This window comes from Lacinutrix sp. YIN62, from assembly GCF_057219185.1.
The window spans coordinates 12,756-27,689 of the sequence record NZ_JBXVVH010000019.1 but is presented as its reverse complement, the minus strand read 5'-3'; the positions used below and the strand labels follow the sequence as shown (position 1 = coordinate 27,689).

10 protein-coding genes and 1 tRNA gene are annotated in these 14,934 nt (G+C 34.4%); 3 read left to right on the top strand and 8 right to left on the bottom strand.

From position 1 onward, the window contains the following. Positions 1-21 precede the first annotated feature (21 nt). The 3 genes from infB to rimP are packed head-to-tail and all read right to left on the bottom strand — an operon-like array spanning position 22 to position 4,672. Positions 22-2,925: a translation initiation factor IF-2 gene (infB, locus tag AC2D8I_RS12710; protein ID WP_484706396.1), complete on the bottom strand. Its 2,904-nt coding sequence runs from the start codon at positions 2,923-2,925 to the stop codon at positions 22-24. A gap of 38 nt (positions 2,926-2,963) precedes the next feature. After that, the gene (gene nusA / locus AC2D8I_RS12705; protein ID WP_484706395.1) at positions 2,964-4,196 is read right to left on the bottom strand and encodes a transcription termination factor NusA; all 1,233 of its coding nucleotides are present in this window, start codon (positions 4,194-4,196) and stop codon (positions 2,964-2,966) included. Positions 4,197-4,210: 14 nt separating this feature from the next. After that, complete coding sequence (rimP, locus tag AC2D8I_RS12700) at positions 4,211-4,672, bottom strand: ribosome assembly cofactor RimP (RefSeq protein WP_484706394.1); 462 nt, start codon at positions 4,670-4,672, stop codon at positions 4,211-4,213. A gap of 153 nt (positions 4,673-4,825) precedes the next feature. Between rimP and AC2D8I_RS12695 the strand changes: the two genes are divergently transcribed. Continuing rightward, complete coding sequence (locus AC2D8I_RS12695) at positions 4,826-5,650, top strand: universal stress protein (RefSeq protein ID WP_484706393.1); 825 nt, start codon at positions 4,826-4,828, stop codon at positions 5,648-5,650. 58 nt (positions 5,651-5,708) lie between these two features. Here the strand turns inward: AC2D8I_RS12695 and AC2D8I_RS12690 are convergent. Next, positions 5,709-5,781: transfer RNA gene (locus AC2D8I_RS12690), tRNA-Gln, on the bottom strand. Between the two features lie 151 nt (positions 5,782-5,932). On the opposite strand from AC2D8I_RS12690, the gene AC2D8I_RS12685 reads away from it, so the two are divergent. After that, complete coding sequence (locus AC2D8I_RS12685; RefSeq protein ID WP_484706392.1) at positions 5,933-9,391, top strand: glycosyltransferase family 117 protein; 3,459 nt, start codon at positions 5,933-5,935, stop codon at positions 9,389-9,391. A 7-nt stretch (positions 9,392-9,398) separates the two neighbouring features. Continuing rightward, positions 9,399-10,073: a polysaccharide deacetylase family protein gene (locus AC2D8I_RS12680; protein WP_484706391.1), complete on the top strand. Its 675-nt coding sequence runs from the start codon at positions 9,399-9,401 to the stop codon at positions 10,071-10,073. Here the strand turns inward: AC2D8I_RS12680 and AC2D8I_RS12675 are convergent. From AC2D8I_RS12675 to AC2D8I_RS12660, 4 genes are all read right to left on the bottom strand, one after another. Then, entirely contained in the window at positions 10,070-10,366 is a 297-nt protein-coding gene (locus AC2D8I_RS12675; RefSeq protein WP_484706390.1) for a thioredoxin family protein, read from the bottom strand. The genes AC2D8I_RS12680 and AC2D8I_RS12675 overlap by 4 nt on opposite strands. A gap of 77 nt (positions 10,367-10,443) precedes the next feature. Beyond that, positions 10,444-11,685 carry a metallophosphoesterase gene (locus AC2D8I_RS12670; protein ID WP_484706389.1) on the bottom strand — a complete coding sequence of 414 codons (1,242 nt, stop codon included), beginning with the start codon at positions 11,683-11,685 and terminating at the stop codon, positions 10,444-10,446. Between the two features lie 44 nt (positions 11,686-11,729). Next, complete coding sequence (locus AC2D8I_RS12665; protein WP_484706388.1) at positions 11,730-14,201, bottom strand: beta-mannosidase; 2,472 nt, start codon at positions 14,199-14,201, stop codon at positions 11,730-11,732. Further along, positions 14,194-14,928, bottom strand: coding sequence for a copper homeostasis protein CutC (locus AC2D8I_RS12660; protein WP_484706387.1), 735 nt, complete (start codon positions 14,926-14,928; stop codon positions 14,194-14,196). Before AC2D8I_RS12660 ends, AC2D8I_RS12665 begins: the two co-directional genes overlap by 8 nt. Positions 14,929-14,934 lie beyond the last annotated feature (6 nt).

The following is a 14,934-nucleotide window of genomic DNA, read 5'->3' as shown; positions in this document are numbered from 1 at the left end:
TGTCTTATACTCAGGGTATAATTATTTCAATTTCTTTTTCACTTCTACTTCGTGGAATGCTTCAATAGTATCCCATTCTTTTACATCGTTGTAATTTTGAATTTGCATACCACAATCGTAACCTTTAGCAACTTCTTTAACATCATCTTTAAATCGTTTTAACGATGCTAATTCGCCAGTATATACTACAACACCATCCCTAATTAAACGGATTTGTGAGTTTCTAAAGATTTTACCATTCATAACCATACATCCTGCAATTGTACCCACTTTAGAAACCTTAAATAGTTCTCTAATTTCTGCAGTACCTGTTATTTCTTCTTTCAACTCTGGAGATAACATACCTTCCATTGCATCTTTAAGATCATTAATTGCATCGTAAATAATTGAATATGTTCTAATATCTACCTCTTCTCTATCTGCAATAACTCTTGCATTTCCAACAGGTCTAACATTAAATCCTATTATTATAGCGTCTGATGCTGTTGCTAATAACACATCACTTTCGGTAATGGCTCCCACACCTTTGTGCAGAATATTAACCTGAATTTCTTCGGTAGATAATTTCTGGAATGAATCTGTTAATGCTTCCACAGAACCATCCACATCTCCTTTAAGAATAATATTAAGCTCTTTAAATGTTCCTAAAGCAATTCGACGACCGATTTCTGCTAATGTTAATGTTTTCGTTGTACGAACATCTTGCTCTCGTTGTAATTGCATACGCTTAGTTGCAATTTGCTTCGCTTCACGTTCATCTGCAAAGACATTAAATTTATCGCCTGCTTGAGGCGCGCCATCTAAACCTAAGATAGATACCGGTGTTGAAGGCCCTGCTTGCTTAACGTTATTACCACGTTCATCTTGCATGGCTTTAACTTTACCACTATTTTTTCCTGCAAGAACGTAATCTCCGATTTTAAGTGTTCCTGCTTGTACTAATATTGTAGAAACATAACCTCTACCTTTATCTAAGTAGGCTTCTACAACTGTTCCTACAGCTGCTTTATTAGGATTCGCTTTAAGCTCTAATAGCTCAGCTTCTAATAATACTTTTTCAAGTAATTCTTTAACACCTGTTCCCATTTTAGCTGAAATATCATGCGATTGTATTTTACCGCCCCAATCTTCAACCAATAGGTTCATTTGTGCTAAACCTTCTTTTATTTTCTCTGGATTTGCATCTGGTTTATCTATCTTATTTATAGCAAATACTATAGGTACTCCTGCTGCTTGTGCGTGTGAAATAGCTTCTTTTGTTTGCGGCATGATATCATCATCTGCTGCTGCTACAATAATAGCAATATCTGTAACTTGTGCACCACGGGCACGCATTGCTGTAAAGGCCTCGTGACCTGGTGTATCTAGAAATGCTATTTTTTGACCATTATCCAACTCTACTCCGTAGGCTCCGATATGTTGTGTTATGCCTCCTGATTCACCTGCAATTACATTCTCTTTACGGATGTAATCTAAAAGCGATGTTTTTCCATGATCAACATGCCCCATTACAGTTACAATAGGAGCTCGTTCTATTAAATCCTCAGGTTTATCCTCAATTTCTACTATAGATTCTTCTATATCGGCTGTAATAAACTCAACCTTATAACCAAATTCTTCTGCTACAATCGTTAATGTTTCTGCATCTAAACGCTGATTCATTGTAACCATCATCCCTAAAGACATACATGCAGAGATAATTTGTGTTACTTGCACATCCATCATCGTTGCAACTTCACTTGCAGTCACAAATTCTGTTACTTTTAGAATTTTGCTTTCTGCTGCTTCAATTTGTTGATCAATTTCAGATTGCTCTCTATGCTGATCTCTTTTATCTCTTCTATACTTAGCACCTTTCCCTTTATTAGATTTACCTTGAAGTTTCTCTAATGTTTCACGTACTTGTTTCTTTACATCTTCTTCGCTGGGCTCTTCTTTTACAATAGCACGACGTCCAGGTTTTTTTCCTTTGAATCTATCGTTACCGCGATTATTGTTATGTCCACCGCCTGATTTATTATCTCCAGGCTTAGATATACGGCGACGTTTTTTCTTATTAGGATCGTCTGTTTTCTTTTCTTCTTTCTTTTTCTTAGGCTTATTAAATTGAGATAAATCAATTTTATCGCCTGCTATTTTAGGTCCAGAAAGCTTTTGGTATTGTGTTTTCACCTTTTCTTCAACAATCTCTTCCCCTTCAGGTGTTACGATTGTTTTAGCATCAGCCTTTTTAATTTCAGCTTTTTTATCGTCAGCTTTCTTCACTTCCATTTTCTTAGCTTGAACAGGCTTTACCGCTTCTTTCTCCTTTGGAGCTTTCGCTTTTGGAGGTTCTGCTTTTGGAGTTACTACTTTAGGTGCTTTTTTAGCGACGCTTTTCTTCTTAGGCTCTAAGTCTATTTTCCCAATAGTTTTAGGCCCAGTAAGTGTTTTCGCTGCCTTTACAATTTCTTGCTTTGGTGCTTCAGTAACCTCAACTTTTTCTTCTTGCTTGGGAGCTTCAACCTTAGGAGTTTCTACTTTTGGAACACTAACTACTTCTTTTTTCTTAGGGTCTAAATCTATCTTACCAATAGTCTTTGGCCCTGAGAGAGGCTTAGCTGCTTTAACGATTTCTCGCCTTCTAGCGGCTTCTTTTGCTTCTTTTGCCTCTTGCTCCTTTTGCTTAGCTTCAAGTTCTTGTTCACGTTTTACACGTAAGTCTTCCTTCTCTTTAAGCTTAGCTTCACTAACTTCTTGAGAAGCTACTTTTTTACTAGCATCTGTTTGAAACTCATCAGAAAGAATCTTGTAGGTTCCTTCTGAAATTTTCGTAGTCGGGCGCTTCTCTATTTCAATGCCTTTAGAATCCAAAAACTCTACAGCACGATCTAAAGAGATATTTAGCTCACGTAATACTTTATTTAATCTAATCGTTTCAGCCATAAATTGCCTTTAACCTTTAATTTTACTCCAAATATATGTTAATCTTCGAACTCTTCCTTAAGAATTCTAATAACATCTAGAATTGTTTCCTCTTCTAAGTCTGTTCTTTTTACTAAATCTGCAACATCTTGCTCCAATACGCTTTTTGCAGTATCCATTCCAACCTTGCTGAATTCTTCGATTACCCAACCTTCAATTTCGTCAGAAAACTCTCTTAATTCAACATCTTCTTCAGCACCTTCTCTAAACACATCTATCTCATAACCTGTCAGTTGACCGGCTAATCTTATGTTATGTCCTCCGCGACCAATAGCTTTACTTACTTCTTCTGGTTTTAATATCGCTTCAGCACGTTTATTCTCTTCATCTATTTTAATAGAGGTCACCCTTGCAGGACTTAACGCTCTAGTAATATACAGTTGGAGATTTGTTGTGTAATTTATTACATCAATATTTTCATTGCCTAATTCACGAACAATTCCATGAATTCGAGAACCTTTCATTCCAACACAAGCCCCTACTGGGTCAATTCTATCGTCGTAAGAATCTACAGCTACTTTAGCTTTTTCTCCTGGAATTCGCACGACATTCTTAATTGTTATTAAGCCATCGAACACTTCAGGTATTTCAGATTCAAATAATTTCTCTAAAAATTTAGGTGATGTACGAGACATAATAATGGCAGGTTTATTTCCCTTAAGCTCAACACTATCTATAATACCTCTAACATTATCGCCTTTTCTGAAAAAATCTGAAGGTATTTGTTTATCCTTTGGCAGAATAATTTCATTCCCTTCATCATCCAATAAAATCACAGCTCTATGACGTATGTGATGTACTTCCGCTGTATATATATCTCCTTCTAATCCTTTAAATTGTTTAAAAACATTTGTATTATCATGCTCATGAATTTTTGAAATCAAATTCTGACGCAATGCTAAAATCGCACGACGTCCTAAATCTATTAATTTCACTTCTTCAGACACATCTTCTCCCACTTCGAAATCAGGCTCAATCTTGCGTGCTTCCGACAATGTTATTTCTTGATTAGGTTCTTCCACCTCGCCATCTGCTACAACAATTCTATTTCTCCAAATCTCTAAATCACCTTTATCAGGGTTTATAATTATATCGAAGTTATCATCATCTCCAAACTTCTTTTTTAAAGCATTTCTAAAAACATCCTCTAGAATTGCCATTAACGTTACACGATCGATTAATTTATCGTCTTTAAATTCCGAAAACGATTCAATTAACGCAAGATTTTCCATAACTCTTATTTGAATTAAAATTTTATCATAACTTTTGCTTCTACAATGTCGTTGTAAGCAATATTTCTTTTCTTTTGAACAGTCACTTTTCCTTTCCCAACGGGTTTAGGCTCTCTGACTTTCCATGCTACATCAATAGCTTCATCTGAAGCATTTGTAAGTTCTCCTTCTATTGTTTCTGTTTGCATCTTCACTTCTAAGGTACGCCCAACATTTTTCTTATACTGCCTAGGTAACTTTAACGGCGAAGCAGCTCCAGCAGAGGCCACTTCTAGAGAAAAATCCTGTTCTTCTCTATCAATATTATGCTCTATTGCTCTACTAATAAACATACAATCCTCCACTTTAACACCATTATCGCCATCGATAATAATATTAATCAAATTATCGCCAGATACAGAGAAATCTATCAAAAATAAATCTTCTCGTTCTAGCAAAGCTTCTTCTAGTAAATTTTTAACTGTGGTTATAAACATTTTCAAGTATAAAAAGAGGGGACTTCATGTCCCCTCACCTTTTCTTATTTCTTCAACGGTGCAAATATACACATTTTTATTGATTTTCATAACCAATAGAAAATCATTTTTTTTATTAGCTTTAGTATTTCTCATTAATCCTAAAACAGCTATATGAAAAAAATACTAGTTCCTACAGATTTTTCCGACGAAGCAGAAAATGCAATAAAGGTAGCGGCGCAACTCGCAAGAAAACACAACTGTGAACTTATTCTTTTACATATGCTAGACCTCCCCTTAAACCAACTTAGTACCGGTGGACCTCCCGTTGATCTACCTGAAGCTGTTTATTTTATGAAGCTTGCACACAAGCAATTTGAATCCATAATGAAAAAAGAATACTTAAAAGACATTACGGTTCATGAAATGGTTGATTTTCACGACATCTCAAAAGGCATTCTCGAAACTTGCAAAAAACATAATATTGATTTAATTGTTATGGGTTCTCATGGCGCAGATGGGCTAAAAGAAATGTTTATTGGCTCTAATGCTGAAAAAATTGTACGCACTTCGGAAACCCCTGTTTTGGTTATTAAGAACGAACATAAAAATTTCAATATAAAAGAATTTGTTTTTGCATCAGACTTTAAAAAAGACAATAAAGCGACCTACAAACAAGCGATTAAACTCGCGAGAACCTTTAACGCTAAAATACATTTACTTTTTGTTAACACACTCGCTAATTTTACAACTACCGCAAACACTAAAGTTCGAATAAATCAATTCATTGAAAACACAGATTTTAACAACTACACGATTAACATCTATAACGATGAAACTATAGAGAAAGGCATTTTAAACTTTTCCCATATTATAGACGCCGATCTTATTGGAATAAGCACTCATGGAAGGCAAGGCATTGCTCATTTTCTTATCGGTAGCTTAAGTGAAGACATTGTAAACCATGCAAAGAGACCCGTAATTACTTTCAAAATATAAGCACGTCAATGTTTATATTTAAAAATAAAAAAACCCTCCATAAAGGAAGGTTTTCTTGTTGGCCCACTAGGGCTCGAACCTAGACTCTTCTGCACCAAAAACAGACGTGTTGCCAGTTACACCATAGGCCAATAAACGATTGCGGGTGCAAATATAAAACGAATATTGATATCTGCAAAGTTTTTTTGAAAAAATTTTTCACTTCGCTTAACCTTAACTTAAAAACACAACCCATTTAATAATTATTACTAAATTCGCCATCATATATAAACACAAAAATACATGACTTCAATCAACTTAAAAAAATGGAACAACATTTTAGGATGGTTCGCTTTTTTAATTGCATTAATTACTTATAGTTTAACTGTCGAACCTACAGTGAGTTATTGGGACGCGGGAGAATATATATTAACCTCTGCAAAACTGCAAGTGGGGCACCCACCAGGAGCACCCCTCTTTCAAATGCTAGGCGCTATGTTTTCGACTTTTGCATTCGAACCTACCCAAATTGGATTAATGCTGAACATGCTTAGTGCCGTTTCCAGTGCTTTTACCATTTTATTTATGTTTTGGAGTATTAGTCTTTTATTAAAAAAAGTGGTTGGAGTATCCAATTTATCTGATTCTAAAATCAAAGCTATTTTAGGAAGCGCATTGGTTGGAAGTTTAGCCTTTGCATTTACAGATTCCTTTTGGTTTAATGCAGTCGAGACAGAAGTTTATGCTATGGCAACACTTATCATGTCTATTCTATTTTACTTAGCATTACGCTGGGAAGAAGACATGAACAAACCCCGCGGTAATCGCTGGCTTATTCTAATAGCCTTCATTATTGGGCTGTCTTTTGGTGTTCACTTTATGGGCTTATTAACCATTCCTGCCATAGGATTAATCTATTATTTTAAAAACTACAAAACCATAACTTTTGCGAATTTTATAATTGCGAACGTTGTTTCTGTCGCTATTTTGTTATTTATTTTCAAACTGTTAGCACCTAACATTCTACGTTATTTTAGTGTTTTAGAAATTTTCTTTGTTAATACCGTAGGACTGCCATTTAATTCTGGTTCCATTATTGCAGGTTTACTCTTAATAGCTGTTATATATTTAAGCCTAAGATATACGCGTCAAAAAAACTTTACCCTTATAAACACTGGTATTCTTTGTGTCACTTTTATTATTATAGGGTTTTCGTCTTGGTTAATGTTGCCTATTCGTGCCAATGCCAACGTTGTAATCAATGAAAACAACCCTTCTAGTGCAAGAGAATTATTAGCCTACTATAACCTAGAGCAATATCCTGAAACCCATCTTTTTTACGGTCCACTATTTACAGATCAGTTTTCTGGATTGGATGAAGACATCCCCTATGTAGATGACAAGCCTAAGTATGAGAAAGATGAAAAATCAGGAAAATATATCATTGTTAATGATTGGAAAAAAGCAAAACAAAATTACAATTCTAAGCACGCTTCTATTTTACCAAGAATGTGGAGTGGTGAGAATGCCGAAAACTACTTAATGTTTTCTGGTTTTTTAGATTTCAATATTAAAGCAGATTACATAATAGATCCTACAGTTAAAAGAAAAATTGAACAGTTCCTCTATAAGTACGAAAACAAAGAACTTACAGAAACGGAATTCGATCAATTTATGGCAACTTACCAGCAAGAGTTATCCATATACTCTAGCAAAGGCATCAACAATATTAAAGGTCTTATAGCCCAATTTAAAAACGAAGTAGCTAAAGGCAATGTTGACTATGAAGGTTATATTAAGTTCTTAAAAGAATACGGGCAATACATCGATATTGAAAAACCGTCGCTTACATCCAATATAATCTATATGCTAGAATATCAATTAGGATACATGTACTGGCGTTATTTTATGTGGAATTTCACAGGACGGCAAGACGATATACAAGGTAAATATGACAATCATGGTAATTGGATTAGTGGAATTAATGCTTTTGACGCGATGCACTTAGGCCTACCACAAGAGCACTTACCTAGTGATATTAAAAACAACAAAGCCAGAAATACGTATTATTTCCTGCCGTTTATTTTAGGCTTAATTGGCCTCTTTTTTCTATTTAATAAAGACAAAAAAACATTTTGGGTACTCCTGGTATTTTTCTTGTTTACAGGTATCGCCATTCAAGTATACACTAACGTAAGGCCTTTTGAGCCTAGAGAAAGAGATTACTCCGTAGTCGGTTCTTTCTATGTTTTTGCACTATGGATTGGCTTTAGCGTTTATGCTATTTACGATGTTTTACAAAGTAAAATTAAAACCCCTTTTTTAGCACCTGCAATCACATTAGTTTGCCTCATATTAGCCCCTACTATTTTAGCGGCTAATAACTGGGACGACCATGACCGCTCTGGAAAATATACAGCTAAAGCTATGGCTAAAAAATATCTAGATTCTTGTGCAGAAAACGGCATCTTATTTTCTATCGGAGATAACGACACCTTTGCCCTTTGGTATGCCCAAGAAATTGAAGGCTACAGAACAGATGTTCGTGTTGTGAACACTAGCTTATTTCAAACAGATTGGTACATAGACCAAATGAAACGTAAAGCTTATGATAGCGATCCTATACCATCACAATTAACACATGATCAATATAAATTTGGTACACGAGAATACATCATGAAACGTACTTATTATGATGATCCAAAAACAGGTGAATCTAAACCTATTTATAGCAAAGACACCCTATTAATCAAAGATTTTTTGAATTTTGTAACAAGTGATAATCCTAAAACTAAATTTAAAAGCGTTTTAGAATTACAAGGAGAAGACCCTAACCAATACCCTTCTCAATACAGAAATACTAATTATTTCCCTGTAGAGAACATTAGAATTCCTGTAAATAAAGCCGCGGTACTATCTAACGGCATTGTAAAACAAAAAGATGCAGATGAAATAGTTCCTTATATAGATATAAAAATAAAGGAGAACGCGATATACAAACAACGCTTACTAATGTTAGATATTGTAGCCAATAACGACTGGAAGCGCCCAATCTATTTTACTGGAGGCGCTTTTGGTTCAGACGACTACATTTGGATGGAAGACTACTTACAGCTAGACGGTATGGTTTATAAACTCGTTCCCATTGCGACCCCTGTAGACCGAGCTAACCCTTTTGATATGGGACGTGTTGATAGCGAATTAATGTATGAAAAAGTAAAGCATTGGGATTGGGGTAATAGTGGTAGTGATGAAATTTACCACGATCCAGAAACAAGAAGAAACTCTATTACTTACAGAGGCAATTTAGCAAGGCTTATCGAGCAACTAATTACTGAAAAGCAATTAGAAAAAGCAGAAGAAATTGCAGATATTGCAATGACCAATATGCCCGTAGATAAATTTGGCTACTATACGCTTTTAGAACCTTTTATTACAGCGTATTACGAAACTAAGGCTATAGATAAAGCAAGACAACTTTTTAAAGATGTTTCGGTAAAATATCAAGAAAACCTAAAATACTATAGCGAACTTGATTTTAACGACCAAAGGGACAACTTAGTAGAGATATATACCGACTTAGAACGTTATCGCTCTCTAATTATAGTACTTGCTAAATACGATGAAGATTTTGGAGAAAAAGAATTTCTAATTTTCAATAACTACGAAAAACTATTTCAAGATATTTTCCCTCAAGAAGAACAAGAAACTAGAGATATCGATATATCTAGAGATAGCAGTATTATTAATATTGAAGAGTAATTGCATTTTGAATAGTATTCCTATAAAAATACCAAAGATTATAAAACGAATTTTCCCAAACTATGTTTGGGATTTTTCGTCTAATAACAAGACTTTATACTTAACTTTTGATGATGGTCCTACACCAGAAATTACAGAATGGACCTTAAACTTACTAAAACAATACAATGCAAAAGCAACTTTTTTCTGCATTGGTAACAACGTTAAAAACCACCCTAATATTTTCACCGCTATCCTAGAAGATGGACACAGCATAGGGAATCACACCTATGACCATTTAAAAGGCTGGAAAACGTCTAAATCACGCTATATACAGAACGTAAAGAAAGCACAAAACATAATAGACACTACAATGTTAAAACACATAGAGTCTAATAAGAATGCGATTAATTCTAAGACTAAACTTTTCAGACCTCCTTTCGGGAAGATAAAAAACAGTCAAGGCAAAGCTTTAATAAAATTAGGTTACACAATTATTATGTGGAGTGTTATTGCTTTTGATTGGGAACAAAACGTTTCTAAAGAACAATGTTTAAAAAACGTTATTAACCACGCTTCAAACGGTAGTGTTATTGTATTCCACGACAGTATAAAAGCATCAAAAAATATGAGATATAGTCTTCCTAGGGTTTTACAACATTTTAGCGAAAGAGGCTATTGTTTTAAAGCAATACAGCTTTAAATATACTGCTGGATAATACTAATTAATGTATTTGCGTCTTGCTCACCACTTTGCCGCCATTTCATTTCACCATTTTTATAAATAATAAGCGTTGGTAAGCCTTTAACTCTAAGCGCTTCAGATAACTCCTTATTTTTTTCCACATCAATCTTTATCACTTTAGCTTTATCGCCAAGTGCTGCAGCTACATCACGAAGGACAGGATGCATTGCAGTAGATTGCTCATTCCAGTCTGTGAAAAAATCCAGTAACACAGGAATGTTTACATCAATTAATTCTCCAAATTTTGACATTATTTAAAGTATTCGTTTAAGATTGCTTCCTCAAATCTACAATTTTTTAACAACTTATATGTTTTACATACTTGATTTTAAACTGGTTTACTTCCTTTTTTAAGCTCTATCACTGTAATTTCTGGCCAAATCCCAACCCTTCCTGGGTATGCATGAAACCCAAAACCTCTATTTACGTTTATATATTGATTGGCTTCTTTATATATTCCAGCCCATTGCTTATAAATATATTGCACTGGACTCCATTTAAAAATACCTGGTATTTCTATACCAAATTGTAACCCATGTGTATGTCCGCTCAATGTTAAATGATAATGTTCTTTATGTGATTTCACTTCATGTTCCCAATGCGATGGATCGTGACTTAATAAAATTTTAAAATCGGTACTAGAGACAGCTTCCGTTGCTAAATCTAAATCGCCTGCTTTTTTAAAATTTTTACCCCAATTTTCAACTCCAATAATAGCTAAACGGTCGCCATTTTTTTCAAGATACTCACTTTCATTCAACAACAATTTAAAATCAATTTTCTTGTGAATATCTTTTATCGCCTGAAAATTAGCTTCTTTAGCCTCTTGACTTGGCCAAGTTACATATTCACCATAATCATGATTACCAAGTACCGAATACTTTCCATGCTCAGGTGTTTTAATGCGTTTAAAAGTATCAATCCAAGGGGTCATTTCTTCAGCCTTTGTGTTTACAATATCGCCTGTAAACATAATAACATCCGTATCTTGTTGATTAATTAAATCTATTGCATATTCAATTTTTTCTTTATCATCAAAGCTCCCTGAATGGATATCACTTATTTGTGTTAGTTTAAACCCATCAAAAGCTTCAGGTAAATCTTCGAAATGAATCGTATATTTTAAAACCTTATAATTATATTTTCCTTTAAACACACCATACAACAATGATGCAAAAGGAATAGCTGCAATCCCTAAAGCCAGTTTACTTATAAAAACACGTCTGCTTGGCAAATACTTTTCTGAAGTTCCAGAGAAAAAATTATCGGTTAAATAATTATAAGCCCCTACAAAAACACGAATAATATCCTCGCCAAACATTATTACAAAAAGCATTAATTTTGGAACAAACATTAACAAAAAAAGTGCCATCGCTCTCAAGGATGCTGAGTTAGGCCCCACACTTCTATCATAATTTAAAAACACAACAGCTAAGTAACCGTAAACAACTATAGATATAATAATATATAGCCAAAACACCCATTGTGTTTTGGAAACTGTTTTTACAGCTTGAAAGGCATAGACATCAATAATTAAAAAAACTATTGCGGGTATTAATAGTCTTAACATAAATAACACATATTTATAACAAAATTAAACATTAAAACAGTGATTTATCTTACTAATTTGTTAAAGGTTTTTAGTTTTAAATCGCGTAACTCCTTTGCATTTGTCTCAAATGTTATCGTTTTAACTCTATTGGGTAATAAATCAAAGAAGTTATCGGAAAAACGCCCTTTTTCTTCACTATACAAGAACACATCTTTTTGCAATGTACTACTTGATAGTGTTATTGAAAACCCTGTTTCTGTTTTTAAAATACTTTGCTTAATATCGCCTTGAAATAACTTCAATTTTTTGTGATTTACGAAATAATAAAGCGCTTTTTCTTCATTGAATGATGAAACAACTAACACTTCCTCTTTTTTAATCCCTAACGTTTTAAGATCCCATTTTTGTTTTATGGCACTACTATTTGCCGCCACCGTTATTGGTCTTGAAAATTGATGTAAAACCTGTCCATTAAAATCCATGATTTCAAGTTTTAAATTGCCTTTATGTTTTTTTAAATCATCATTTACAACATAGGTATTCAATGTATCTCCAATCACTCTCGAAGAAATTAATACGTTTTGGAATGCTTTTTTTGTTTTGTAATGCATGGCTTTCCAATTACCTAAAAAATCGATACTAGACCATGAAACTACTGGCCAACAATCATTGAGTTGCCAGTAAAGTGTTCCCATGTTATAAGGTTTAGCCCTTCGCTGTGCCTCAAACCCCTTTGTCATTCCATTAGCTTGTAATAATTGACTAACATACACATAATCCTCATCATTATCTGGAATTGGGTAATCGCGTGCCATATAGTTCTTTATAATAGCATAGCCTCTTGGATGCTTTTGATGGCTTTTAAAAGCCTCTGAAGATATTGAAGTACTATTATTACCATTTATATATTTTATAGCTTCATAACTTGGAAAAGATTGAAACCCAAACTCACTCATAAAACGTGGCACGGCATCTAATAGGTGTTCAAAAGGGTATTCATCATGCCAAATCCACCAATCATGAGCATCACCTTCTGTTTTATACAGAGGGTTACCTCTCCCATAACGTGGCGAGCTTTCCCAATAATCAATTTCACTGTGATATGTATTTACTATTTGTGGCAATAGCGTATCGAATAACTTAAGATAATTACCCCAAATCTCTTCTTTTTCTACTTCACTTCGTCCTTGTTGCCAACCCCAACGCTGCCACCCTTCTCTATTCTCATTATTACCACACCAAAGCGCAATAGAGCTATGGTTACGCAACCGTTTTACATTGGCTATAGCCTCGTTCTTTACATTATTCAAATACGCCTTGTCTCCAGGATACATCGCACAAGCAAACATAAAATCTTGCCATACCATAATTCCTTTTTCATCACATAACTCATAGAATGTATTGTCTTCATAAATCCCTCCTCCCCAAACACGTAACATATTCATATTACCTGCCACAACATCTCCTAAAAGGCGTTCATAATCTTGAGACTCTACTTGGTTTTGAAAACTGTGTTGCGGTATATAATTGGCTCCTTTTATATAAACAGGCACATTATTAACTTTAAAATAAAAGGTTTCGCCAATACTATCTTTTTCGGTAATTAACGCCACTGTTCTCAAGCCCTTTTTTAAAACATAACGATCCAAGACTCTTTTGCCTTGCTTCACAACAACCTTAAGATTGTAAAGATAGGGATCCCCAATATTATGAGGCCACCATTTTCTTGGATCTTTAATAGTAAAAGGAACAGTAATAATGTTTGAGGTCTGCACTATATTTAATTTAGAATTCAAGACTTCATCAACATATATTTCAACATCCAATGGTTTTTTAATATCTGAACGGACTTCAAGTTGTGCTTCTAACTCAGCAATAGTATCATTCAACACTTTTTGCTTATAATACACTGTTTCTATCTTAAAATCATTCCATGCTTTAAGATTTATAGGCTTTGAAATACCACTAGTAATAAACACTGGCCCCCAATCCCAACCATAATGAAATTGTGGTTTTCTGGTAAAAACCCTATTTCCGGCAGGCAATGTATAAGGTTGCTTTTGCCTTGCAATGGCTTCTACTTTTGCAGCACTTTCAAAAACAACACGTAATGTATTCTCTTGCTTCAGAACGGGCTTTACATCTACTAAAAAAGACTTAAACGCATTTTGAGTTTTCAGTATTTCTTTTTCATTTAAATAAACTGTCGCATACGTATCTAATCCTTCAAAAATTAATTCTAAGTGTTTTTTTAAAAGTGTTTCGTTAGCAACTTTAAATACCGTCTGATACTCCCAATCCTTAGTTGCAATCCATTGTAGTTTTAATTCATTATTTCCTACAAATGGATCCGCTATTATTCCGTTACTAAATAAATCCGAATGGACCTCTCCTGGGACTTGAGCAGCATACCAAACGGAATCTTTTACGCTTTTAAAAGTCCAATTCTGACTTATCGGTTTTATTGTAGGCAAATCATCCGTTTTACAACCAACCATTGCAAAGACGAATAGCACTAAAAAAAATCTATTCATTATCTGTGTTTACTTTATCTAAAATGGCCTTTATTTTTTCTTTATCTGAAGTAACACGCATACGCTCATCAAAAAAAAGATCACTATTCATGGATACATTTGGTCTTTCATTCACTTGTTCTACTCTTGTAGCAGAAGCATGTACTTCTAAAAAATCAGCCTTTTTAAAAAACATTACGTTTTGAGAATGTACTCCTCCTCCTGGCAATATTATTACCCTATTGTTTGATAAAGATTTCATTTGCTTAAGTAGCTCTACACCGTTTATAGCCGATACTTCTTGTCCTGATGACAGCACCCTTTCGACTCCTAAATTTGCTATAATTTCTAAAGCTTTAAGCGGGTTTGGTGTCCAATCGAAAGCTCGATGAAATGTAAATGGCAATGGCCTTGACAATTCAATTAAGATTTTTGTACGTTCAACGTCTACAGTATTGTCCTTATTTAAAACCCCCGAAACAATTCCCTGGCAGCCTAAATCTTTACAAAGCTGAATATTACGTTTCATAGCCTCGAATTCTGCTGTCGAATATGTAAAATTACCGCTCCTTGGTCGTATCAATATAAAAACAGGAATAGACAAAGCTTCTAAAACGCCTTTTATTAAACCATAACTTGGCGTTATACCGCCTATTGCTAATTCACTACACAGTTCTATACGATGTGCCCCTGCGCGTGCTGCATTAATTGCAGATTCATACGAGCTGGCACAGATTTCTAACACCATTCTTTA